Source organism: Hyphomonas jannaschiana VP2, from assembly GCF_000685215.1.
In the GTDB taxonomy this organism is placed as follows: domain Bacteria; phylum Pseudomonadota; class Alphaproteobacteria; order Caulobacterales; family Hyphomonadaceae; genus Hyphomonas; species Hyphomonas jannaschiana.
Genome location: NZ_ARYJ01000001.1, coordinates 469450 through 493022, shown reverse-complemented (window position 1 = coordinate 493022; position 23573 = coordinate 469450). Strand labels below are relative to the sequence as shown.

The following is a 23573-nucleotide window of genomic DNA, read 5'->3' as shown; positions in this document are numbered from 1 at the left end:
GAAAAAGGGCGGCTCGAGAGCCGCCCTTCTATAGTCTGATTTTCCGGCCGGATCAGGCGGCTTTGTAACCAATCACGGCTTTCACTTCGAGGAATTCCTCAAAGCCTTCTTCGCCCCATTCCCGTCCGTTGCCGGACTGTCCATAGCCACCGAACGGTGCGGTGAAGTCAGGCCGGGCGCCATTCACCTGGATCTGGCCTGCGCGGATGCGGTTGGCGACCGCATTGGCTTCTTCCTCGGGGCCCTGCACATAACCAGCGAGGCCGTAGACCGTGTCGTTCGCCATCTCCACGGCATCGTCCACGTCCTCGTAGGGGATCATGACGAGCACTGGACCGAAAATCTCCTCGCGTGCGATGGTCATGTCATTGGTGACATTCGCGAACACGGTAGGGCGGGCGAAGTAGCCTTTGTTGAAGCCTTCCGGACGACCCGGGCCGCCGGCGACGAGCGTGGCGCCTTCTTCGATGCCTTTCTGAATGAGGTCCTGCACCTTCTGGTACTGGTTCCCGTTCGAGATCGGGCCGATGGCACCCGGCTCGGCTTCAGCCGGCATCATGACCTTTACGGACTCTGCCGTTGCCTTGGCGATCGCGATCGCTTCATCCTGCTGGTCCTTCTGGACGAACATGCGGGACGGGGCGTTACAGGACTGGCCCGAATTGGTCATCATCTGGATGACGCCGCCTGCAACGGCTTTCTTGAGGTCAGCGCCCGGCAGGACAATGTTCGGGCTTTTGCCGCCCAGTTCCTGCGCCACGCGCTTCACGGTTGGCGCGGCAGCCTGAGCCACCAGCACGCCAGCCCGGGTAGAGCCGGTGAAGGACATCATGTCGACGTCGGGATGAGCGGAAAGTGTTGCGCCGACGCCGGGGCCGTCGCCATTGACGAGGTTGAAGACACCTTTCGGCACGCCGGCCTCGTGGATAATCTCAGCCAGGATCATGGCGTCGATCGGAGCAATCTCGGACGGCTTCAGCACCATGGTGCAGCCCGCTGCGATGGCCGGAGCCACTTTGCAGGCGATCTGGTTGATCGGCCAGTTCCACGGCGTGATGAAACCGCAGACACCGATCGGTTCCTTGCGAAGCAGGGTCGTGCCCTTCACTTCTTGCCATTTGTAGTTCCGCAGGATGGCAGCGGTCGTGGCGAAGTGGCCCATACCGGCCGGCACCTGAGCAGCATTGGCCAGCCACATCGGTGCGCCCATTTCCGTCGAAACAGCTTCGGCCAGTTCCGGCAGACGGGCCTGGATACCTGCAGCGATCTTTTCAAGCAGTTCGGCGCGGTATTCGACGGTCGTTTTCGAAAAGGCGGGGAAAGCGGCCTTGGCGGCCGCAACAGCTTTGTCGACGTCGGCTTGCGAGCCAAGCGAAATAACCGCGAAGTTTTCTTCGGTTGCCGGGTTTTCGACTTCAAGCGTCTTCGGCGTTACGGGATCGACCCATTCACCGTTGATGTAGAATTTCAGGTACTCTTTCATGCCGCTCGGGCCTCCCTGCAGATTGTCTGACTACAATAAGTATAGGGGCAGGGCTCGTCAGCCGCGAGTCCTTACCCGACGATATGTCAACATCGTAACCGGCGATCAGCCGTGAACACCATCCACGTCATAGGCCGCGATGGTCGCAAGGTTCACGATGTCACCGACCGTCGCGCCCAGAGAGGCGATCTGCACCGGCTTTTCGAGGCCGAGCAGCATTGGGCCGATCACTGTCGCCCGGCTCATCGATTCCAGCAGCTTCGTCGAGATCGATGCGGCGTGGATGGCTGGCATCACCAGCACGTTTGCCGGGCCGCTGAGGCGCGAGAAGGGGTACAGCATCCAGTGGTTCGGATTGAGGGCCACGTCCGCTGACATGTCGCCTTCATATTCGAAGTCGATGCCGTCCATCTTGTCGAGAATGGCGACCGCTTCGCGAACCTTTTCTCCGCGTTCGCCCATCGGGTTGCCGAAGGTCGAATAGGACAGGAAGGCCACGCGCGGCACGAAGCCGACGGACTGGACTGCGCGGGCTGCCTCGATGGCGATGTCCGCCAGTTCCGGTCCCCCAGGCAGTTCGGTGACGCTGGTATCGGCAATGAAGACCGTCTTGCCGCGGTTGATCACCATGGACATGCCGATCACGGCCTGGCCCGGGATCGGATCCAGAACCATCTGGGCGTCTTTCAGGGCAACGTCGTAATTGCGGGTCACGCCGGTGACCATGCCATCTGCGTCGCCATTCTTCAGCATGCAGGAACCGAAGACGTTACGATCATTGTTGACCAGGCGCTGGACGTCCCGCTTCAGATAGCCTTCACGCTGGACGCGGGCATACAGCATGTCCGTATAGACTGGATTGTTGTCAGACAGGCGGGCGTTGATGATCTCCAGCGAACCGGCTGGAACGCCCATCATCTCCATCGTCTGCTCAACCTGTGCTTCGCGCCCGATCAGGATCGGGTGACCGAGGCCCTGATTCTTGAAGCTGTAGGCCGCACGGACGACGGCGGGTTCTTCCCCTTCGGCGAAGACGATGCGGCGCTGTACTTCCTTGCAGCGCGCCTGCACGCCTTCGAGGAAGGCGGCGGCGGGGTCCGACCGGCGCTTCAGCTGGGCGCGGTAGGCGTCCATATCTGCAATCGGTTTACGGGCAACGCCCGTGTCCATGGCAGCCTGGGCCACGAAGGGTGGCACATGCGAGATGAGACGCGGATCGAACGGAGTCGGGATAATATAGTCTCGTCCGAACGTGGGGCGTGAGCCATGATAGGCTGCGGCGACTTCGTCCGGCACATCCTCACGCGCAAGTTCTGCCAGCGCATAAGCTGCGGCGACTTTCATCTCTTCATTGATGCTGCGCGCCCGGACATCCAGAGCGCCGCGGAAGATGTAAGGGAAGCCCAGCACATTGTTGACCTGGTTCGGATAGTCCGACCGGCCCGTCGCGATAATGGCGTCGTCACGCACGGCCTTGATTTCTTCCGGCGTAATTTCCGGGTCCGGGTTGGCCATGGCGAAGATGATCGGGTTCGGTGCCATCGCCTTGACCATATCCTGCGTCACCGCGCCCTTGGCGGACAAGCCGAGGAAAATGTCGGCCCCTTCCATGGCTTCGGTCAGGGTGCGCTTGGTGGTCTTCACAGCGAAGGCGGATTTGAACTGGTCCATCCGTTCAGTGCGGCCTTCATAGACGACGCCTGTGGAGTCGCACATGAGGATGTTTTCCGCTTTCACGCCGAGATGACGGATCAGGCCGGCACAGGAGAGGCCAGCAGCCCCCGCACCCGAGACAGCGACTTTCACGTCTTTCAGATCACGTCCGGTGATGTGGCAGGCATTGATCAGTCCTGCTGCTGCAATGATCGCCGTACCATGCTGGTCGTCATGGAAGACCGGAATGTCGAGTTCTTCCCGGAGACGGCTTTCGATGATGAAGCAGTCCGGAGAACCGATGTCTTCCAGGTTGATGCCGCCCCAGGTGTCGCCGATGTTGCGAACCGTGCGGATGAAATCGTCCGCATCCTTCGTGTTCACTTCCACATCGATGCTGTCGATATCGGCAAAGCGTTTGAACAGGACCGACTTGCCTTCCATCACTGGTTTCGAAGCCATCGGGCCAAGGTCACCAAGGCCGAGAATGGCGGTGCCGTTGGAAATCACGGCGACCATGTTGCCCTTGGAGGTATAGTCGTACGCCTTGTCTTCGTCCTCGGCGATGGCAAGCACAGGAACAGCCACACCTGGGCTGTATGCCAGCGAGAGGTCCCGCTGGGTGCCCATGGGCTTGGTCGGCGCCATGGAAATCTTGCCAGCGGTCGGCTTGGAATGGAAATCAAGGGCTTCCTGATCGGTGAAGCTGGGGCGCTTGGACGTCATGACTGGGGGTCTGTTCTGCGGGTCTGTTTCGGTTCTCGTTGGGGCCGGACCCTAGGCCGCACCGAAGGGGCTGCCAACTGTCTAAATGACCGAAAAGCATGCCATTTCAGCATGGCTGGCCAGATGCTTTGCGAATCCCCTGGCAAACGGCTAGCGTCCGCGCGACATGGCTGACACTGCAACATCCTCCCCTGCGAGCAAGACTTCCGCGCCGACCCCGTTCATGGCGCAATATCTTTCCATAAAGAAGCAACAGCCCGATGCGTTGTTGTTCTTCCGCATGGGCGATTTCTATGAACTGTTCTTCGATGACGCTGTGGAGGCGGCAAAGATCCTCGACATCACACTCACGTCGCGTGGGGAACATGAGGGCAAACCGATTCCCATGGCCGGCGTACCCTACCATGCGGCGGAAGGGTATCTCGCCCGCCTGATCAAGGCGGGGTGCCGGGTGGCGGTGTGTGAGCAGACCGAAAGTCCGGCCGAAGCAAAGAAGCGCGGCTCAAAGGCAATCGTGAACCGCGAGATCGTGCGGATCGTGACACCCGGCACGCTGACGGAAGAAGCCTTGCTGCCTGCCCGGCAAGGACAGGCGCTGGCAGCGATCGCCATTGGGGCAGGGGGCTCGGAAGGCGCCATTGCGGTCTGTGATGTTTCAACCGGAAAGTTCGATGTGGCAGGCGTCGACCCGGCCGCCCTGGCAGACATGTTGCTGGCCTGGCCCTTGTCGGAATTGCTGGCGGCGGATGCGGACAGTGGTAAGGCACCCATTATTTCGGCAACAGCTGCCTCCACTGCGCCTGTTACCTGGCGGCCGGCACGGGCCGCGACGCACAAGACCGGCGAAGCCCTTCTGAAAGAGGCGTTCGGTCTTGCCGCAATCGATGCGCTCGGAGATTTCAGCCGGACCGAACTCTCCGCCATTGGTTTGCTGCTCGATTATGTGAAGCTGACCCAAGCGGGCAGCGAGATCCGCCTCGATCCGCCACGCCGGCCGGATCCGTCGGGACATCTCGCCATCGATCCGGCAACCCGCGTTAGTCTGGAGATTGACCGGGCGATGAATGGCGGTCGCGACGGATCGCTACTGGGAACAATCGACCGCACGGTCACGGCGCCCGGGGCCCGTTTGCTGGCGGCGCGGCTTGCTCGCCCCTCGCTGGACGTATCGGAAATTGAAGCGCGGCTGGATGCGGCGGCATGGTTTGTGGACGACACATCTGCGCTGGAAGACCTCCGGGCGCGCCTGCGGCAGGCGCCGGACCTGGAGCGTGCCCGCACGCGGCTCAATCTCGGCCGGGGCGGTCCGCGCGACCTTTTGGCCATTGCAAATGCCCTTCATGCGGCCAGCGATGCGGCGGGGCTGCTGAACCAGTCGGGAGAACTCCCAGCACATCTGGCGGCGGCCTGCGAACAACTGAACCTGTCACGCCAACCCGATCTTCAGGTGCTTGAGGACGACATGAGGCGGGCGATCATGGAAAGCCCGCCGACGCTGGCGCGTGATGGCGGGTTTGTTGCCGCCGGTTGGGACAAGGCGCTGGATGAAGTGCGCAGTCTCCGGGACGATAGCCGGAAGATCATCGCCGAGATGCAGGCGCGTTACGCTGCAGACACGGGTATTTCCGCGCTCAAGGTCAAATTCAATAATGTGCTCGGCTATTTCGTCGATGTCCCGGCGAAGCATGGCGACACGCTTATGGCGCCGCCTTTTTCGGAAACCTTCATTCACCGGCAGACGCTTGCCGGCAATGTCCGCTTTTCGACCAGCGAACTCGCAGAGCTCGCCGGACGGATTTCCCGTGCCGAAGAAGAAGCCAAGGCACGGGAACTGGCTGTCTTCGAAGATCTGTCCGCGCGTGTGTCTGCTGCGAGCGTGAGCCTCTCCGCGAGCGCCGAGGCTATCGCATGTCTCGATGTTGCTGCCGCGACAGCGGCCTGGGCGCTGGAGGTTGATGCCATCCGCCCCCGGATCGAGGCAGAACCTGTCTTCGAAGCAGAAGGCCTGCGCCATCCGGTGGTCGAGGCGGCGTTGAAGAAAGACGGTCAGGGATTTACGGCGAATGCGCTGAAGCTGGATGCAGGTATCAAGGAAGCGCCGCGCCTGCTGCTGGTTACCGGACCGAACATGGCGGGTAAATCGACTTATCTGCGTCAGTCGGCGCTGGCGGTTATTCTGGCGCAGGCCGGGTATTTTGTGCCGGCGCGGAGCATCCGTGTGGGCCTTGCAGACCGTGTCTTTTCCCGGGTCGGCGCTTCGGATGACCTCGCGCGCGGGCGCTCCACTTTCATGGTGGAAATGGTGGAGACCGCCGCGATCCTGACGCAGGCGACACGCCGCAGCTTCGTCATTCTCGATGAGGTCGGCCGGGGGACATCGACCTGGGACGGGCTGGCAATTGCCTGGGCTGCTGTCGAACATCTCCACTCGACCAATGGCTGCCGTGCATTGTTCGCAACCCATTATCACGAGCTGACCGGGCTGGCCGATGATCTGTCCGGGGCAGCCAACGCCTCTTTGCGGGCGCGTGAGTGGAAGAACGATCTCGTCTTCCTGCACGAGGTTCAGCCGGGACCGGCAGACAAGTCGTACGGAGTTCAGGTCGCGCGTCTGGCCGGCCTGCCGAAGAAGGCCGTCTCCCGCGCTGCGCAGATCCTGAAGCGGCTGGAAACAGATCCCTCTTCGGCAGAGACCTTGCCGCTGTTTGCTTCGGCGCCGTTGACGGTTGAGGAGGACGCTGCGGACGCTCCGGTTCACTCTGCCGCGGAGGACCGGCTGATCGCACTTCTCGAGGAGGTCGATCCGGATTCGCTGACGCCAAGAGAGGCGCTGGATCTTGTCTATCGTCTGAAAACCGAAGCCCGTCACGAGGACTAAGCGTCAGGGCGATTTTTCCAGAGCTGACAGGATATGAATAGCGGCCCTTAGGGAGCGATCATCTTCGATCCGGTCGATCAGGCGTTTGCCGTCACGGCGCAGTTCCCGGATCCGGGCCTCTTTTTCGGCAAGGCCCGATGCGGGCGTGGCAATCACGAATGGCTCGTAGAAATAGTCGATGGGCTTGCGGACTGCGATGGCGACGGACCGCAAGCGTCCGGCCGAGAGGCGGGTCTGCCCGGATTCATACTTCTGGACTTGCTGGAATGTGATGCCCAGCAGGGTTGCGAGGGCCTCCTGTGTCAGGCCGAGTTCGCGTCGGGCCTGTCGTACTTTCTGGCCGACAAAGCGATCCGCATCGGTCGGCTTGCGCGTTTCAGGGCTGCTGGAATTGGCCGGACTGGGCATATCTGTCTTCCCGGTTTCAGGGCAGGAACCAGAAGCAGTATGCAAACACAGGTCAAAATACAACCTGTGCGAGCAAAAATTTGATTTCAGGCAGACTGCGCTAGCGGGCCCTGATGCCTTCGGGGCGCACGGCGTGTCATGTTGCGCGGTGCTGCGGCTCTGTATCGGTTAGTTCGGATCGAGCCGGATAATATCATCATCCTGACCGCCGGCTGCCGGCTGAGCGGCACCGTCTGTGAACACCGGGGCGGGCACGTCCTGATTGAAATCAACAGAGCCGAGCTGATCCGAACCGATGAGCCGCGGCTGATCCGAAGTCCCGCCAAGGTTCAGGTTCAGGGTACCCCCCGCAGCTTGGGTTTCGTTGACCGAGCTCCCGAGGGACAGGTTCAGCGTGCCGGAAGGCGCCTCAACAGCAACCTGGTCCGTGTTTTCAGAAGAAGCTTTCGTCGTCGATTCTGAACAAGCAGCACCAGCAAAGGCGACGGAAGCAACGGCGAGGACGGTCATAAGTTTCATGTTCATGCGCCTGATCTTGTCCCTGAGACTAGCGGCCTGCAAGTCTCTCCTGCACAGAGTCCCAGAAAATGGCAGGTATATCAATGCCGCTGAGTTTCCGGATGGCCTGAACGCCGGTCGGTGAGGTCACATTGATCTCGGTGAGCCGGCCACCGATCACATCGATGCCCGTCAGAACCAGGCCGCGCTTGCGCAATTCCGGGCCAATCGCCTCGCAGATATGCTTGTCGGCGTCGCTGAGGTCGGACTTTTCAGCCGTTCCGCCGACAACCAGATTTGAGCGCACCTGACCGGATTTCGGGCGCCGGTTCAGCGCGCCCACGGCCTTCCCGTCGACCAGCATGATTCGCTTGTCGCCTTCGCTGACCGCAGGCAGGAAGGCCTGCACCATGACAGGCTCGCGGGATTTCGAGAAGAAGAGCTCCAGCAGGGAGTCGAGGTTGGAATCCTCCTCCTTCAGCCGGAACACGCCAGCCCCGCCATGCCCGTAGATGGGTTTCACGATGATGTCCTTGTGGCGCGCCCGGAAATCGTCAATGGCCTCCGGATCGCGGCTGATCAGTGTCGGTGGCATCAGCTCCGGGAACATCAGGGGCAGGATCTTTTCAGGGCTCGACCGCACGCCGGCCGGATCGTTCAGGACCAGCGTCTCGCCGGTGATCAGTTCCAGCATGTGGCAGGCTGTGATGTAGGAAAGGTCGAATGGCGGGTCTTGCCGCATCAGGACAACATCAACATCCTTCGCCAGGTCGAGCGTCACGGCGTCCCCGAAAACGCCCGGCTGGCCGGGGACTCTCTGAACCTTTGCCGGGCGCACGCGCGCCGTCACCCGTTTGCCTTCCAGGCTCATGTCCTGCGGCTGGTAGACAAAAATCTCCATGCCGCGGGCCTGGGCCGTTTCGGCAAGGGCAAATGTGGTGTCGCCATCAATATTGACGTGTTCAAGCGGATCCATCTGGATCGCGACGCGAAGGCTCATGGGGGCGCTCCCGGTTACAGGAACGCGGGCAAGGCGTCCCGTCAGTAATTAGCGCCGATCAGTTCGGCGTCCGACCCATATGAGGTATCAGAGCCGTTTTGGTAAGAGGTGGGTTCGCCCTGCAGTACCGGTTCAGGTTCATGAACGGCTGGCTGGTGGATCCGGACATAGGACACGACCTGTTTGACGCCTGCGACAATGCTCGCTTCTTCCGCGGCCTTTTTGAGTTCCCTGGCGGAGCGGGCCGTGCCCATGAGGTAAACGATGCCGTCATAGGTCTCGACATTGAAATTGAGACTTTTCACGGTTTTTGAGCCTATCAGGCGTGCCCGCACACGGCCGGTGATCACCTCGTCTGAAATATTGGCGATAAAGCCGCCCGGCGGTTCGATCTTGATTTCGTTGGCGACATCCTGGGTCAGCGCCGCGCTCCAGGCGATGCCTTCGGCCCGCACGCGATCCTCCGGATTGTTCACACGGCCGCTTAGCAGGACCAGTCCGTTGGATACTTCCACATCCACTTCCGCGAACTTCTCGGAATTTTCCGTGAGCAGCTTTGCCTTGATCTGGTTGGACACGTTCGCATCATCCAGCGCCTGGCCCATCGTCTTGTCCTGTGCGGCGGTGAGCCCCACCGCGCCTGCAGTTCCAACCGCAGCAACCACGCAGCCGCCCAGAGGCAGCAGCAGGGTCATGGACAGGGCGAGGGCGGTGAGAGGCGACTTCATGGGCAACTCCGGTCGGCGGTCGGGTCTGGGCGCGGCTTATTAACACGCGGGTTGAGGCGAAATTCTGGCAAAGCGCCGGACTGCTGCCCGAGAGCTGCAACAGGCGCACCGATGACAGACAATACGGGTTTCTTCTGGTTGTGAAGCGTCCGCCATGGTAATATGTGAGGATGAGTAACCAGAAGGAACGAAAACCCTGACTTCCAGCGCTCCGCGGCTGCAGGCCGCAAAGCAGGCCACCGTTGAGGACATCCGCGCCGTGGCCGAGTCTCTCGCAAAGTCCCTTGAAGACGACAAAGCTGAAGACCTGCTCTTCATCGATCTTCAGGGCAAATCCTCGCTTGCCGATTTCATGATCATTGCGTCTGGCCGTTCTGGCCGGCACGTTGCTGCACTTGCCGATCACATTTCCCAGGAAGCGAAGAAGCTCACGGGTCGCCCGGCGAGCATTGAAGGCATGCCGAATGCGGACTGGGTCCTGATCGATACCGGCGACGTGATCGTTCACCTGTTCCGCCCTGAAGTGCGCGAATTCTATAATCTGGAAAAGATCTGGGCTTCTGATTCCGCTCATATGCGCGACAAGGCCCACTAGGCGCCATGCGTCTGACTTTTCTGGTGGTCGGCAAGATGAAGTCCGGCCCGGAGCGTGACCTTGTCGACGAGTACCTGAAGCGTGCGCGCCCTGTAGCGCGCGGACTTGGCTTTCGCGGAATCGAGGAAATTGAAGTCGCCAGTGGCGGTGGGCTGGACGCAGAAGCCGGGCGCATTCTCGAGAAAATTCCGGCCGGGGCGCATATTCTCCGGCTCGATGAGTTTGGTCCCTCCATGGGCTCATCCGCGTTTGCGGACAAACTTGCCACCTGGCGGGATCAGGGCACGCCAGACCTTGTTTTCCTGATCGGCGGTGCCGAAGGCTATGGTGAGGCGGTAAGGAAAGCGGCAACCGAAACGCTGGCCTTCGGGCCTCAGACCTGGCCGCATCGTTTCGTGCGCGCCATGCTGGCCGAACAGGTCTACCGGGCAATGTCGATCCTGGCAGGAACGCCTTACCACAAGGCCTGAGCGAACCTGGTCTTCACCAGAGCCTCTGCAGCAGGATCAGCCCGCGTAAAGCGACGGTTCCGGAGCAAAGGCCATCACGAACAAGAGGCCCGCAATCGCGGCAAATGTCGCGAGCGTTATCCATCTGGACAAGGCGGGCTGGGCGTTCATCGGTGGCGTCCTTCTGGCCGGTTTCTCTGTTGCACCCGATATGGGAGCGACCTTTCAAGATGAACACATTCCAAACGGAATGGGTTCCATGCACGGCTTGAATAAGGCAATTTCCGGGCCAGCGGTGACGCTTCGTTCATCTTGTTGATCCCGCCCGGTTCCCGGCCTAGACCAGAACCGGACACACAGACGGCGCGGGAGACGAAGCAATGTCAGGTTGGCGGGATTTCCTGAAAGTGTACTGGCCGCTGATCGCGGTTGCCGCCGTCGGCCTGATTGCGGCCCTGATGGTGATGGATCCGGCGCCACCGAAGAAAATCCGCTTTGCTGCCGGTGCACAGGGCGGGGCCTATCATGCCTATGCCGAACGGTATCAGCGTTTGATGCAGGCTCAGGGAGTAGAGGTCTCCCTCGTCGACACGGCCGGCTCGATCGAAAATTTGCGCCTCCTGGACGAGGGGGAGGTGGATGTCGCCCTTGTACAGGGCGGACTCGCCTCAAGGCAGGACCGCGAACAGCTTCACTCGCTGGGCGGGCTTTTCCCTGAACCTTTCTGGGTCTTTGTCAGGGCCGGTAACGGCATCAATGCCTTCGGAGACCTGCGTGGCTATCGTTTTGCCATTGGCCCGGATGGGTCCGGCACGCGCGCGCTTGCGCTCTCCCTGCAATCTGAGTTCGGCGGCACCTGGCCCACGACTGCACAGATGACCCTGTCCGGAAGCGACGCGGCGGATGCTCTGCGTGCGGGCGCCGTCGATGCGGTCGCTTTCGCCGCTTCGGTTGAGGCGCCCTATGTGCAGGACCTTCTTCGTGACCCGGCCGTGAAATTGCTACCTTTTGAACGCGCACCCGCTCTCGCGCGGCGCCAGGATGCGTTGTCGGCGGTCACGCTCCTGCGCGGTGTCATCGACATCGGTGCCGACATTCCAGCGACCGACGTGCCTCTTGTGGCGCCCGTGGCGCAGCTAGCCATCCGAAAGGACATCCATCCGGCGATCGAGGCGTTGCTGATCGATTCCGCCATGGCCATTCACGGCGATGGCTCGCTTCTGTCCGCCGCAGGCAGCTGGCCGGATCCTGATGCGACCGACCTGCCGGTTTCCAGCCAGGCGCGCCGCTATTACCGTGACGGGCCATCCTTCCTGCGCCGGTATTTCTCATTCGATGTGGCGAACTTCCTCGACCGGGCGTGGGTGCTGGCGATCCCCTTGCTCACGCTTCTCTTCCCGCTGGTCCGGGCGGCCCCGCCGATCTATCGCTGGCGCGTGCGGCGCAAGATCTATGTCTGGTACAAGGACATCCGGGAACTGGAAGCGCGCGGACGCGCCTCTCCGACGCCTGAGGAGCGCGCCCGGATCGTGAAGGAGCTACAGGATCTGCAGGAAGAAATCGGCGCGGTGGATGTGCCGCTCTCCTACACAGACGACCTCTATCGCCTCCGCAGCCATGTCGAGTTTGTCAAACAGCTGGTGATGAACCCGAAAGGAGCGGTGTCAGCCCCGGCGCTGGGCGCCTGAGGTTCACCAGGTTTCGCACCAGGGCCTTAAGTCCAACTCGTGTGTCCAGGCCGAGCGATGCTGGTTGTGCAGCCAGACATAGTTCTTTGCGATCTCGTCGGGGATCAGTAATCCATCCCGCTCGCGCCGTTCGGCGGCATCCGGCAGCATGTCCCGGATGAAGGCAGAGTCGATTGCGCCATCGATCACGACATGGGCCACATGGATGCCCTGAGGGCCGAGTTCGCGTGCCATGGACTGGGCAAGCGCCCGCAAGGCGTGCTTGGCCCCGGCAAAGGCAGAAAAGCCTGCGCCGCCTCGTATGGCAGCGGTCGCCCCTGTAAAGATGATCGTACCGCGGCCGCGCGGGCTCATCACCCGCGCCGCTTCACGCCCGGCGAGGAAGCCTGCGAAGGCCGCCATTTCCCAGACCTTCTGGTAGACGCGGCTCGTTGTGTCGGTGACCGGGAAGCGGACGTTTGCCCCGATATTGAAGACGCAGGCTTCTATCGGGCCCACTTCTGCCTCCACCTGGTCGAACAGGGCGATGGTCTCGTCTTCGCTGCGGGCATCGACCCCAAAGGCGCGGGCCTTGCCGCCCTCTGCCTCAATCGAACCGACCAGTGCGTCGAGGTCTGACAAGTTGCGTGGGCGCCGGGTGACGCAGGCTGTCAGGCCCTCATGCGCAAAGGCCTTGGCGATTGCGCCGCCCGTTGCGTCGCCTGCGCCAATGATCAGAGCTGCCCCATTTGCCATGCTTCGGTCCTCCTCCGGTGTTTTGACGACGCTCCCTGATCCAAGTGAGTTTGTAAAGGGAACTCACTCTTCAGGTGGTCTGAATACCGGCCGGTCAGCGCTGGCAGGAGGGGCAGTAGAAGGTGGAGCGGCCCGATTGGACGAGGCGTTTGATCGTGGTGCCGCAAGCCGGGCAGGGCTGGCCCTCGCGATCATAGACAGCGAAACGGTGCTGGAAATAGCCGAGTTCGCCGCTGGCGCTGGCAAAGTCTGAAATCGACGAGCCGCCGGCCTCGATGGCCTCTGCGATCACGTCGTTGATGGCCGGGGCCAGGCGGGCGGCGCGCTGGCCGGGGATGCTTTGTGACAGGCGTTTGGGTGAGATCTTGGCCCGCCAGAGCGCCTCACAAACATAAATGTTTCCAAGCCCCGCAATCACCGACTGATCCAGCAGGGCGGCCTTGATCGGGGCTTTCTTGCCCTTGAGGGCCGTGTCCAGATAGGCAGCGGAGAAATGGTTGCTGAGCGGTTCCGGCCCCATGGCCATTAACCGTGGATATGACTGGAATTGCTCGGCAGGCCAGAGTTCCATGAAGCCGAACCGGCGGGGGTCATTATAAGTGACTATGTCATGACTATCCAAGACTATAACGACATGATCATGGGCCGGATCCGTGCCTGTTTCATGCTTGTAGCGGGCTGTCGCATGACCACTCACGGTGAACCGCCCGGTCATGCCGAGATGCATCACCAGCACCTCGCCGGACGAGAGCTCCACCGTCAGGAATTTTGCCCGCCGTCCGAGGCGAACGATTTTCTGCCCCGACACCCGTTCGGCAAAGCGTTCGGGGAAGGGGAAGCGCAGGTCTGCCCGGTTCTGTGTCAGCGACACGATCTTGCGGCCCTCCATGACGGGGGCGAGGCCGCGGCGAACTGTCTCGACTTCGGGTAATTCAGGCATGGTTATGGCATATAGCCTAGGGCGTACGGGGTAACTATGGTGGCGCGCATGTCTGCTGAACCTGAAACAGAGCGCAAGGTTTCCTTCGGATTCGAAGAGGTGACCGAGAGCGAGAAGGTGGCGCGCGTGAAGGGCGTGTTCCGCTCCGTCGCGTCGCGCTACGACCTGATGAACGACCTCATGTCCGCCGGCGTGCACCGCCTTTGGAAGCATGATGCGATGAATCGCGTGAACCCGCAGCCGGGCGAGCGTCACCTCGATGTCGCGGGCGGCACCGGTGAGCTGGCGCGGGCCTTCCTCGACCTCGCCGACAAGGCGGGCAAACGGCGCGGCATCGACAAGCCGGCGACGGCGATCGTCTCAGACATCAATGATGCCATGCTGGAGGCGGGCAAGGCGCGGGCCGACAATGCGAAATGGGAGGGCCGGCTGGACTGGGTCTGCGCCGATGGCCAGAACCTGCCCTGGGCGGACAACAGCTTCGACGTGGTCACCGTCTCTTTCGGCATCCGCAACTTCGCGGACCGGGTGGCGGGCCTGAAGGAATTCCGCCGCGTGCTCAAGCCGGGCGGCCGCCTCGCGGTGCTGGAATTCAGCCACATGACGGCGCCCGCCCTGCAGGCGGCGTATGACAAGTACAGCTTCAACGTGATCCCGCAGCTCGGCAGCCTCGTCGCGGGCGACAAGGAAAGCTACCAGTATCTCGTGGAATCGATCCGGAAGTTCCCCGATCAGGAAACCTTCCGTGCGGAGATCGAAAGCGCCGGGTTCTCTAACGTTTCCGTCACGAATTATTCGGGTGGTATTGCGGCCCTGCACTTCGGCTGGGCTGTGTGACGATGGGGCTGATCGGAGACTACAGGCGCCTGATGCGCGCCGGCATTGCGCTGGCACGGCACGACGTCATCCTGCCGGCGGACTATCAGTCGCGCCTGCCGATGGCGGCGCGGATTGCTGGTGGCACGCTGCGCCTGTTCACGGGCGGCGCGCGCGGGCGGCCCGGCCAGCGTCTGGCGCGTGCCCTTGAAGGGCTGGGCCCGGCCTATATCAAGCTCGGCCAGTTCCTCGCCACGCGTCCGGATGTGTTCGGCACGGAAGTGACCTCCGACCTCGACCATCTGAAAGACAAGCTGCCGCCTTTCTCCATGAAGGCGGCCCGCGCGGCGCTTGTGGCAGAGTTCGGCGCGGCGGAGGCAGACCGTCTGTTTGCAGACCTGTCCGAACCCGTCGCTGCGGCCTCCCTCGCTCAGGTGCACCGGATGGACCTGCCGGACGGGCCGCGTGCGGTGAAGATCCTGCGCCCGAAGATCGAGGAGCGGCTGTCGAAAGAGCTCTCGGCCATGAAGCGGGCTGCGCGGACCATTGAAGGTGTTTCCGCTGAAAGCCGCCGCCTGAAGCCGGTCGCCTTCACCGAAACCATCGCCACCGCCATGATGCGTGAGACGGATTTGCGTCTGGAAGCGGGCGGGGCAGACGAGATGCGCGCGCTCAGTGAGAAGAACGGCTATTTCCAGGTGCCGAAAGTCGACTGGGACCGGACTGGCCGCCGCGTGCTGACGATCGACTGGGTCGACGGCAAGCCGCTGACCGACCCGACGGCTCTGGACCAGCCGGGCATCGACCGCAAGGCCCTCGCAAACGACATCACACGCGGTTTTCTGACCAATGCCATCGAGCATGGCGTCTTCCATGCCGACATGCATGAAGGCAATCTGATCCTGACACCGGAAGGCAAGATCGCGTTGATCGATTTCGGCATTATCGGCCGGATCGGCATGACGGAGCGGCGCTTCCTGGCGGAGATCCTCTGGGGCTTCCTGAAGCGCGATTATGTCCGCGTGGCGGAAGTACATTTCGAGGCAGGTTATGTGCCGGCCTCGCAATCGGTCGGCGAGTTTGCGCAGGCACTGCGCACGATCGGCGAGCCGATCCATGGCAAGCCGGCCGAGGAAGTCTCCATGGGCCGGGTGCTGCTGCAGTTGTTCGACTATACGCACACATTCGGCATGGCGCTGCGTCCGGAACTCGTCCTGTTGCAGAAGACGATGGTGCAGGTGGAAGGCGTCGCGCGCGCCATCGACCCGGCACACAATATCTGGAATGCCTCCGAGCCTGTCGTCGAAGGCTGGATCCGGCGCAGCTTCGGACCGCAGGGCGCGGCGAAGCTCGTCTCCGAGAATGTCCGTGAGGTGACGAACAGGCTGAAGCGCCTGCCGGAAGTCATGGACCGGTTCGAAGCCTTTATGGCGCATGAACTGGAAGAGGCGCCATCGCCTGCGAAGAAGCCGTTTGCGCCCTGGTGGGGCTGGTTCGGGCTTGTCGTGGCGCTGGCCGGTCTGGCAGTGTGGGCCTTCAAATAGGAGGCTGTTCCATGGCGCATACGGGCGGGTGCCAGTGCGGGCGTGTTCGTTTTGAAATGGATGTTCTGGAAGAGGCGCATGTCTGTCATTGCCGCATGTGCCAGAAGGCGACCGGCGGCCTGTTCGCTGCGCTCGTCGGCGCGCCGAAGGACAAGATCCGCTGGACGGCGACACCGCCGGAAGAATTCCAGAGCTCGAATCTGGCGCGCCGTGCCTTCTGTCAGGCCTGCGGCACACCGCTCGGTTTTACCTACAACCTGCCGAACGCGCGCCAGTATGTGACCATTGGCAGCCTCGACCATCCGGAAGACGCACCGATCATCCACCAGTTCGGACTCGAATCGAAAGTGCCGTTTGTTACGTTTTGCGAGGACATTCCGGGCGAATGCACAGGTGACACACCAGCCGTAAGCGAATTTCTCGCGGATATGACGTCCAATCAGGCGTGAACTCCCGTTGATGGAGTAAAGTGTTAACGCGCCTTAAGCATCGCCCTACAGTCATGGCAGCTTCCGAGGAAAGGACCTGCCATGAAAGGCTACATCGCCTCAGCCCTGCTTGGCGTCTTGCTGGCGTCGCCCGTGGCCGCTCAGATTGCCGGGTCCGGCCAGCCCACGCCGGAAGCCGTCGCGCAGCTGGAGCAAGTGCGTAAAACGCCGCCGAAGCCCCGTTCTTCGCCGGATGCCGTGCCGAAGCTGAGCGGCGCGCCGGTGACCGGAAAGCGCGCGAGCCCAATGGTTTTTGTCGATGTGCGCGCAGCGCAGGGGATTGCCGGAACATCCGGGATCCGGGTGTTCCGCGGCAATCGCGTCTCCGTCGTACAGCCGGGCGTGCGCAAGCTTGAGCAGACGGCGCAAACCGGTTCTCATCGCAGCCAGATGAAGCTGATCCGCATCGGCGCGAGCCCCCGCGTTTCCTATACCGCATACGGGATCGACCTTGCGGAACGGCATGAGGAAATGCCGGTTCGCCCGCCGACGATCCGGATAAATCCTTAACGCGCACTGTGTTTTCACGCGAATTTCATGGCGGTAACGCAAGGATTCTGGGTTAAGACAGGGCCGGAAAGACGACCCGGGACCCATGAGTGACAAACGCATCCTGCTGATCATCGGCGGCGGAATCGCTGCCTATAAAAGCCTTGAGCTGATCCGCGAGCTGGGCCGGCGCGGCATTGCCTGCCGCTGCATCCTCACCTCTGGCGGAACGCAATTCGTCACGCCCCTGTCGGTGTCGGCCCTGTCTGGCGAGAAGGTCTTCACGGAACTTTTCGATCTCGATGACGAGGCGGAGATGGGCCACATCCAGCTGTCTCGTTCAGCAGACCTGGTCGTTGTGTGCCCGGCAACGGCGGACCTGATGGCGAAAGCCGTGCATGGCCATGCCAATGATCTTGCCTCCACCACGCTGCTCGCCACCGACACGCCTGTGCTGATGGCGCCCGCGATGAATGTGCGCATGTGGCAGCATGCGGCGACCGTCCGCAATGTTGCCCAGCTGCGCGCCGACGGCGTCACAGTGATGGAGCCGGACGAAGGCGCGATGGCCTGCGGCGAGTTTGGTCCGGGCCGCCTGCCGCAAGTGCCGGAGATTGTGGCCGAGATTGAACGCCAGCTATCAGGGCAGGGCAGCGGGGCGCTGGAAGGCGCGCACTGTGTGGTCACCGCCGGCCCGACGCGCGAACCGCTGGACCCGGTGCGCTTCCTGTCGAACCATTCTTCCGGCCGTCAGGGCTATGCCATTGCCGGCGCGCTCGCCGCCGAGGGCGCCCGCGTGACACTCGTCTCAGGGCCTGTCGCCATCGACCCGCCACATGGCGTGGACCTGGTGAAGGTCGAGACGGCGCGTCAGATGCTGAAAGCGGTTGAAGAGGCGCTGCCTGCAGACGTGTTCGTCAGCGTCGCCGCCGTCGCCGACTGGCGCCCGGCGCGGGCCGCTACGAAGAAGCTGAAGATCAAGGGTGCCGGAAGCGCAACGCCGTCGATGGAGCTCGCTGAGAACCCCGACATCCTCCGCACCATCTCCAACAAGCGCAAGCACCGCCCTTCGCTGGTGATCGGCTTTGCCGCCGAGACCAATGATGTGGAGGAGCATGCTGCCGCCAAGCTGAAGCGCAAGGGCTGTGACTGGATCGTCGCCAATGACGTCTCCGGCGATGTCATGGGCGGCACCGAGAACGAGATTGCGCTGGTGACGCAGGACGGCATCGACCGCTGGCCCCGCATGGGCAAGGATGCCGTCGCCCGCCGCCTCGCGCAGAAGATCGCCGAAGCGCTTGACGGCTCAGGCGACGAAGCGAAACTCGCGGCAGAATAGGCCGCCTCTGCCTGCTTGACTTGGCCTTCCGACTCCCGCACCGCTGCGGGCATGAACGAGGTTAATGTCGCGGTCCTGCCGCTCCCGCATTTCGAAGGGCTTCAGCTGCCCGCTTATGAAACCGCCGGTTCGGCCGGGATGGATGTGCGTGCCGCCGTGCCCGAAGGCGAGCCGATGGTGCTGGCGCCCGGAGCGCGGGCCATGGTGCCGACAGGCCTCAGCGTGGCGATCCCGCAGGGTTATGAGATCCAGGTGCGTCCGCGCTCCGGCCTTGCCGCCAAGCACGGCCTGACCTGCCTCAACACGCCGGGCACGATCGACAGCGATTACCGCGGCGAGATCAAGGTGATCCTCGTCAATCTCGGCCAGGAGGCTTTCACCATCCAGCGCGGCGAGCGGATCGCCCAGCTGGTGCTGGCCCCGGTCACACGCCTTGCCTGGCAGGCGGTCGACAGCCTTGACGAGACCGAGCGCGGGGCAGGGGGCTTCGGCTCCACCGGCCGTTAAAGCCGGACTGTCTCGGAGGGCCGTCCTTCCCGTTTTTCCAATTTCATGCGATTTTCCTTGAACAGGTGTTCATGGAATACCATATATCGTTTGTCGATATGAATTAGGAGGATGGGGTCTATGGATCCGTTTCAGATGGTTGTCGTCATCGTGGCGATTGTTTTCGGCACGAAAGCCTGGCGCGACCATATGCGTTTCAAGGAAATGCGGGCCAATGACCGTGCGTCCGATGTCGAATTCGACCGCATGACACAGGAAGTCGCCCGCCTGAAGGAGCGCGTCCGCGTGCTCGAAAAGATCGTCACCGACAGTGACAAGCATCTCAGCGAGGAGATTTCCCGGCTCGCCTGAACTCTTTCTCGTATGAGCCAGACCTGCCGCAGCCCCACCCATTGAACAGGAGATAAGACAATGCCCTTGCTATACCCCTTTGTGGTCTTTCTCCTGTTGCTGATCCTTGCCACCCTGATCCGCGGGCCGGCGCGCCCGGAAACCTCCAGCCGGAAGGACGAAGAGCTCTCCCGCCTGCGTGACCGGGTCGAGGTTCTGGAACGCGCCGTCCTCGATCAGGATCGCGACCTGCGCCGGAAGTTCGACGGGCTCTGAGGCTGACGGCTATTCCGGTAGCCCGGCCAGCCAGTCCGTGATCGCCCCTGCAAGCTGGTCCGGCACTTCCGGGAGCAGGGCGTGGCCTGCCCCATCGATCCGAACGGCCGTGACCTGGTCGCCCAGTTCCGCCTCCAATAGGTCAATGGTATCGGCAGGCGGGGCGATCTTGTCCTGCAGACCGGTGATAACCAGCATGGGCTTGCCGCCAGCGTTCCACCAGAGTGACGACTCCACGGACCGGGTTGCCGCGCCCTGCAGGCGGCCCGTTTCCATGTGCCAGCCGCGCAGCCAGTAATCCGGAATGTCATTGCCATCTGCAAAGAAGCCATAGCGGACAGCTTCCCGGTGCGCCTCCGGCGTCAGGCGCGGGTCGAAACTCTGCATTAGGGCCGTGTTGGCCTTTTCCTCGATGGGATTCAGTCCACCAGCCGCAAGCAGGATGACCCCGCGCACCTGATCCGGGTGCCGGGTGGCGACGGCCCGGGCGAGACGGTTTCCGAAAGCGTGGCCCAGCACAACGACCGGCGCATCGCGTGTTTCCAGATAGATCGCAGCATCGTCGGCCAGGTCGAACAGGCTGGGCGCTTCCACGGAGGCCTGTGTTCCATTGATAGCGGGGGCTTCGAACAGGGTCGCGCTGTACCCGGCACCGGTGAGGTGTTCGGCAAGCTCATTGAAGTCGCTGGCTTCGCGTCCGGCGCTGGCGAACATGACAATCTCCGGTCCTTCACCAGACCGGTAGGCTTTCAGCCGGGCAGCCCCTTCTTCATATGTCCACGTAATGCCAACGGGTGTGCGGGCCATGTCACCGGGGGCGTAGGGGGCAGCAGACATACAGGCACTCACAAGACCGGCAAAAAGCAACAGGGGCAGGGCGGACAGGGATTTCAGCATGATTTTTCTTTCAGGGCCAACAGACGCGGAAGGGCTCGATGCCGGTCTTTTCCGGCAAATTGATTAACGGGACGCAGAAAATTGAATGCCTCGTTTTCCATGATTCTCCAGAAAGTTGTGCTGCAATCAATACAGGATTGAGGGGGAGACCATGACGACGTCCAGACCGGTTTTCGGAAAGAAGACTTCAGGCGCTGCTGGCCATCGCGCGGCCCGGCCGGCGCAATCGCAGGCCCTTTCTGCGAAGGCGGAAGCCTTTCTTCAGAGCGAACGTGAAAAGTCCGGCGGGCAGGAATCCTCCGGCGGCGGTTTTCCGTTTCCGTCCAACAGCAACAACGTGACCGGTGGCAAGCCCGTCTGGGGCCGCCGGGTCATCGCCCGGATCGTGGATGAGCTGCTCGTCTGGGGACTGGTCTTCCTGATGTTCCATGAAGACCTCGGGCGGCAGGTGTCAGTCTATATCGAGGCCCCGATGGGCAGCCCGGAAGAAAATGCCGCCAGTGCGGCCCTGTTCGGATATGCGCTGCTCTGGGGCTGTCTCGAGAGCGCCTACAATATTGGCATGGAAGCGTCCCGTCTGCAGGCGACACTGGGCAAGATGCTGGTTGGCGCCGTGGTGACAGATCGCGATGGTGGAAAGCCGGGGCTTGGCGGCATCATCATGCGCAATACGCTGGGGCGCTTTATCGTCAATGTGGTGCCGTTCTGTGCCGGCTATGTCATGGGCCTGTTCCGCAAAGACCGCCGCTGCCTTCATGACATCATGTCCGGCACCATGGTGCGCAAGCGCGTACCGGCGGCTCTGTCTGAAGGCTATGGTGAAGTGTTCGCCTGATCCTGAAATCAGCGCAATGTCAGATCAGGACCGTGTCGTCCCGGGCGAATTTCGCCAGCAGGTAAGCATCGGTGTCCTCGATCGTCTCGAGTTTTCCGAAGGCGAACGCTTCGCGATCGAACACCAGGTCGCGTGGGCGCAGCGGGCGGCTGATCTCCAGCCCTTCCAATGTTCGCGCGCGTGAGAAGGCCACATAGGTCTGTCCGTGTGCGAACATGCCATGGTCGAAATCGATATAGACCTTGTCCAGCGTCAGGCCCTGCGCCTTGTGGATCGTGACCGCATAGGCGAGCCGCAGCGGCATCTGTTTGAATGTGCCGACAACTTCCCGCTTCACCTTCTTGGTCTCCGGGTCCAGCTCGTAGCGGTATTTTTCCCAGGCTGCCGGCTCGATTTCGTAGGCGTGCCCGTCAATGTCGACGATCACGCTCTTGCTGGTAAACCCGGCTACGACCGCAAGGGAGCCATTCACCCAGCGGCCTTCCGGATCATTGCGGATCAGCATGACCCGCGCACCTTCTTTCAGTTCCAGCTCGGCCTCGGTGGGATAGGCTTTCTCGTCGAACTGTCCCTGAACATCCGCATAGAAGGGGTGGGGCTTGCCCGGCAGGTCATCCAACCGGGCCTGATTGATGCGAAAGGCGTTCGCATTGTTCGGCGTCAGCACGACATGGGTCTCGGAGGCATCGGTCGCAGAGCGGTGGGATACCAGGCCCTGCAGGGTGGCTTCATCTGCCGGGGTGACCCGGCCGGTGCGCAGCGCGCCGAGCAGGGCAAGAAAGCGCGGATCTTCCTGACGGAAGACATGTTTCAGCGCCAAGAGGGCAAACTCGGCCTCGCGAAAGGCGTTGCAATTGAAAAAGTACTGCCCGCCATGACGCTCCTTCAGGATCGGGGCTTCCTGGCCGGATACGACAGGCGGTAGCTGGTGAAGGTCTCCCGACAGGATCATCCGCACGCCGCCAAAGGGGCGCTTCGAGGCCCGGTTCAGCTTCAGCGACTTGTCGATGGCATCCAGCATGTCGGAGCGGACCATCGAAATCTCGTCGATGATCATCGTGTCGATGGCCTTGATCAGGCGGGTCGAGCGCAGGCGCTTGATGTCCGCCGGTTCGATCAGGCGCGGCGGGAATTTGAAGAAGGAATGGATGGTCTGCCCGCCGGCATTCATGGCGGCCACACCGGTCGGGGCCAGGACGATGGCGCTGTCACCGGCCTGGGACAGGAATTTGCGCAGCATCGTGGTTTTGCCGGTGCCGGCGCGTCCGGTCAGGAACAGGTTTCCCTGTGCGCCGGCGCCGCTTGCAACCCAGCGGGCTGGGGCCGCGTAGATATTGTCCGGTGTGTCAGCCATCAGCCGGGCTTAGCGGTCTTTGCCGGGGAAGGCGAGGCCCGCAGGCGCCTCTAATGCGGTTGTTCCAGATAGGCTGCCATCACGGCCTGTTCGACCATCGCGCGCACCTGTCGGGGCAGGAAGGGCTTGGGGATCAGGAAGGCCGGTTCGGTGGCCTCCCCGGTCAGCAGGCGCTTCGGGAAGGCGGTGATGTATATGACCGGGACAGGCCGGGGCAGACTGAGCTGAATTTCCTGCACGGCTTCCGCTCCGGAAGAGCCATCGGCGAGGGCGATGTCTGCCAGGATCAGGCCAAATTCGCCTGAGGCCGCAAGTTCGACGGCCTGGCGATGTGTCGTGGCGATACCCAGGACCGAATGCCCGGCTTCCAGGACAATCCCGGCCAGCATTTCGGCGATCAGGATCTCGTCCTCAATCACAAGGACGGTGGTCGCCAGTGCCGACTTCAGCGAGGTTTCGGCATTGGTGAGGGCTTCTTCGACAAAACCTGTGGATGTGCACAGGATTTCAGCTGTTTCAAAAATGCTGAACCCTTCGACCGCTGTCAGCATCACGGCGCGGCGCTCATCCGTTGTCATGGTGCGCAGGATCTTGGCCACTTCCTGGTTGAGCTTCCCGTCTGAAAGCTCCTCCATGATCGTTTCATCAAGGGCGCGGAAGAGGTCCTTGCGCTGTGTCGGCGTCTGATGCTGGTTCAGCAAGACCATCATTTTGGTCTCCAGCATTGTTTCGACCGCCGCATCTCCGGCACTGCGGGTTCCAAGCAGGGCACGGGCGTATCGGCGCAGATATGGCAACTCACCCGAGATAAGATCAGCCAGCAATGTAGGTTCCCCCGAACCGCGATTTCATCCAGAATCAAACTCTACACAGCGAAGTGCCCAAGTGAAACACGGCAACTCAAGTGTTCTCTGTTT

The 23573-nt window shown here is 62.0% G+C and carries 24 protein-coding genes; 13 read left to right on the top strand and 11 right to left on the bottom strand.

Translation table 11 applies throughout. The features are described 5' to 3' along the window. Positions 1 to 52 precede the first annotated feature (52 nt). The gene (locus HJA_RS02370) at positions 53 to 1483 is read right to left on the bottom strand and encodes an aldehyde dehydrogenase family protein (RefSeq protein WP_035577625.1); all 1431 of its coding nucleotides are present in this window, start codon (positions 1481 to 1483) and stop codon (positions 53 to 55) included. Between the two features lie 105 nt (positions 1484 to 1588). Beyond that, positions 1589 to 3862 carry an NADP-dependent malic enzyme gene (locus tag HJA_RS02365; RefSeq protein ID WP_035577622.1) on the bottom strand — a complete coding sequence of 758 codons (2274 nt, stop codon included), beginning with the start codon at positions 3860 to 3862 and terminating at the stop codon, positions 1589 to 1591. Between the two features lie 166 nt (positions 3863 to 4028). Between HJA_RS02365 and mutS the strand changes: the two genes are divergently transcribed. Then, positions 4029 to 6740 (top strand): DNA mismatch repair protein MutS, encoded by a 2712-nt coding sequence (gene mutS / locus HJA_RS02360; RefSeq protein WP_035577619.1) that lies wholly within the window; start codon positions 4029 to 4031, stop codon positions 6738 to 6740. 3 nt (positions 6741 to 6743) lie between these two features. Here mutS and HJA_RS17750 read toward each other — a convergent pair whose 3' ends face one another. The 4 genes from HJA_RS17750 to HJA_RS02340 form a co-directional block, all read right to left on the bottom strand. Continuing rightward, the gene (locus tag HJA_RS17750; protein WP_051597262.1) at positions 6744 to 7148 is read right to left on the bottom strand and encodes a helix-turn-helix domain-containing protein; all 405 of its coding nucleotides are present in this window, start codon (positions 7146 to 7148) and stop codon (positions 6744 to 6746) included. Positions 7149 to 7316: 168 nt separating this feature from the next. Beyond that, entirely contained in the window at positions 7317 to 7667 is a 351-nt protein-coding gene (locus tag HJA_RS02350; protein WP_155839836.1) for a hypothetical protein, read from the bottom strand. A gap of 28 nt (positions 7668 to 7695) precedes the next feature. Beyond that, positions 7696 to 8646, bottom strand: a complete 951-nt coding sequence (gshB, locus tag HJA_RS02345; RefSeq protein WP_035577615.1) for a glutathione synthase — start codon at positions 8644 to 8646, stop codon at positions 7696 to 7698. A gap of 41 nt (positions 8647 to 8687) precedes the next feature. After that, a complete protein-coding gene (locus tag HJA_RS02340) occupies positions 8688 to 9374 on the bottom strand; it encodes a BON domain-containing protein (RefSeq protein ID WP_035577613.1) in 687 nt (228 codons plus the stop codon). Between the two features lie 259 nt (positions 9375 to 9633). Between HJA_RS02340 and rsfS the strand changes: the two genes are divergently transcribed. The 3 genes from rsfS (at position 9634) to HJA_RS02325 (ending at position 12106) form a co-directional block, all read left to right on the top strand. Then, positions 9634 to 9969, top strand: a complete 336-nt coding sequence (gene rsfS, locus HJA_RS02335) for a ribosome silencing factor (protein WP_241764275.1) — start codon at positions 9634 to 9636, stop codon at positions 9967 to 9969. Between the two features lie 5 nt (positions 9970 to 9974). Next, positions 9975 to 10439, top strand: a complete 465-nt coding sequence (locus tag HJA_RS02330) for a 23S rRNA (pseudouridine(1915)-N(3))-methyltransferase RlmH (protein WP_035577608.1) — start codon at positions 9975 to 9977, stop codon at positions 10437 to 10439. 359 nt (positions 10440 to 10798) lie between these two features. Then, on the top strand, positions 10799 to 12106 hold the full coding sequence (locus tag HJA_RS02325) for a TAXI family TRAP transporter solute-binding subunit (RefSeq protein WP_035577604.1): 1308 nt from the start codon (positions 10799 to 10801) through the stop codon (positions 12104 to 12106). Positions 12107 to 12109: 3 nt separating this feature from the next. On the opposite strand, the gene HJA_RS02320 is transcribed toward HJA_RS02325, so the two are convergent. After that, on the bottom strand, positions 12110 to 12841 hold the full coding sequence (locus HJA_RS02320; RefSeq protein ID WP_035577603.1) for an SDR family oxidoreductase: 732 nt from the start codon (positions 12839 to 12841) through the stop codon (positions 12110 to 12112). Between the two features lie 94 nt (positions 12842 to 12935). Next, positions 12936 to 13781, bottom strand: coding sequence for a bifunctional DNA-formamidopyrimidine glycosylase/DNA-(apurinic or apyrimidinic site) lyase (gene mutM / locus HJA_RS02315; RefSeq protein WP_035577601.1), 846 nt, complete (start codon positions 13779 to 13781; stop codon positions 12936 to 12938). Positions 13782 to 13829: 48 nt separating this feature from the next. Between mutM and HJA_RS02310 the strand changes: the two genes are divergently transcribed. The 8 genes from HJA_RS02310 to HJA_RS18485 all read left to right on the top strand — a co-directional run bounded on the left by HJA_RS02310 (position 13830) and on the right by HJA_RS18485 (position 19570). Beyond that, a complete protein-coding gene (locus HJA_RS02310) occupies positions 13830 to 14618 on the top strand; it encodes a class I SAM-dependent methyltransferase (protein WP_035578022.1) in 789 nt (262 codons plus the stop codon). 2 nt (positions 14619 to 14620) lie between these two features. After that, positions 14621 to 16141, top strand: a complete 1521-nt coding sequence (gene ubiB, locus HJA_RS02305) for a 2-polyprenylphenol 6-hydroxylase (protein WP_035577598.1) — start codon at positions 14621 to 14623, stop codon at positions 16139 to 16141. A gap of 11 nt (positions 16142 to 16152) precedes the next feature. Then, positions 16153 to 16590 carry a GFA family protein gene (locus tag HJA_RS02300; protein ID WP_035577596.1) on the top strand — a complete coding sequence of 146 codons (438 nt, stop codon included), beginning with the start codon at positions 16153 to 16155 and terminating at the stop codon, positions 16588 to 16590. A gap of 81 nt (positions 16591 to 16671) precedes the next feature. Further along, positions 16672 to 17139 (top strand): hypothetical protein, encoded by a 468-nt coding sequence (locus HJA_RS02295; RefSeq protein ID WP_035577594.1) that lies wholly within the window; start codon positions 16672 to 16674, stop codon positions 17137 to 17139. An 85-nt stretch (positions 17140 to 17224) separates the two neighbouring features. Further along, a complete protein-coding gene (gene coaBC / locus HJA_RS02290; protein ID WP_035577591.1) occupies positions 17225 to 18457 on the top strand; it encodes a bifunctional phosphopantothenoylcysteine decarboxylase/phosphopantothenate--cysteine ligase CoaBC in 1233 nt (410 codons plus the stop codon). 51 nt (positions 18458 to 18508) lie between these two features. Continuing rightward, positions 18509 to 18964 (top strand): dUTP diphosphatase, encoded by a 456-nt coding sequence (gene dut, locus HJA_RS02285; RefSeq protein ID WP_035577589.1) that lies wholly within the window; start codon positions 18509 to 18511, stop codon positions 18962 to 18964. A gap of 120 nt (positions 18965 to 19084) precedes the next feature. Then, a complete protein-coding gene (locus tag HJA_RS02280) occupies positions 19085 to 19315 on the top strand; it encodes a hypothetical protein (protein ID WP_035577586.1) in 231 nt (76 codons plus the stop codon). A gap of 60 nt (positions 19316 to 19375) precedes the next feature. Continuing rightward, positions 19376 to 19570 (top strand): hypothetical protein, encoded by a 195-nt coding sequence (locus tag HJA_RS18485; protein WP_155839834.1) that lies wholly within the window; start codon positions 19376 to 19378, stop codon positions 19568 to 19570. Positions 19571 to 19579: 9 nt separating this feature from the next. On the opposite strand, the gene HJA_RS02275 is transcribed toward HJA_RS18485, so the two are convergent. After that, positions 19580 to 20467: an alpha/beta fold hydrolase gene (locus HJA_RS02275; RefSeq protein ID WP_035577584.1), complete on the bottom strand. Its 888-nt coding sequence runs from the start codon at positions 20465 to 20467 to the stop codon at positions 19580 to 19582. Between the two features lie 151 nt (positions 20468 to 20618). On the opposite strand from HJA_RS02275, the gene HJA_RS02270 reads away from it, so the two are divergent. Next, positions 20619 to 21302 carry an RDD family protein gene (locus HJA_RS02270; RefSeq protein ID WP_035577581.1) on the top strand — a complete coding sequence of 228 codons (684 nt, stop codon included), beginning with the start codon at positions 20619 to 20621 and terminating at the stop codon, positions 21300 to 21302. 19 nt (positions 21303 to 21321) lie between these two features. Here the strand turns inward: HJA_RS02270 and HJA_RS02265 are convergent, their stop codons facing one another. Further along, positions 21322 to 22656, bottom strand: a complete 1335-nt coding sequence (locus tag HJA_RS02265) for an ATP-dependent DNA helicase (RefSeq protein WP_035577579.1) — start codon at positions 22654 to 22656, stop codon at positions 21322 to 21324. A gap of 50 nt (positions 22657 to 22706) precedes the next feature. Continuing rightward, on the bottom strand, positions 22707 to 23480 hold the full coding sequence (locus HJA_RS02260; protein WP_035577577.1) for a PhyR family response regulator anti-anti-sigma factor: 774 nt from the start codon (positions 23478 to 23480) through the stop codon (positions 22707 to 22709). Between the last annotated feature and the right edge of the window lie 93 nt (positions 23481 to 23573).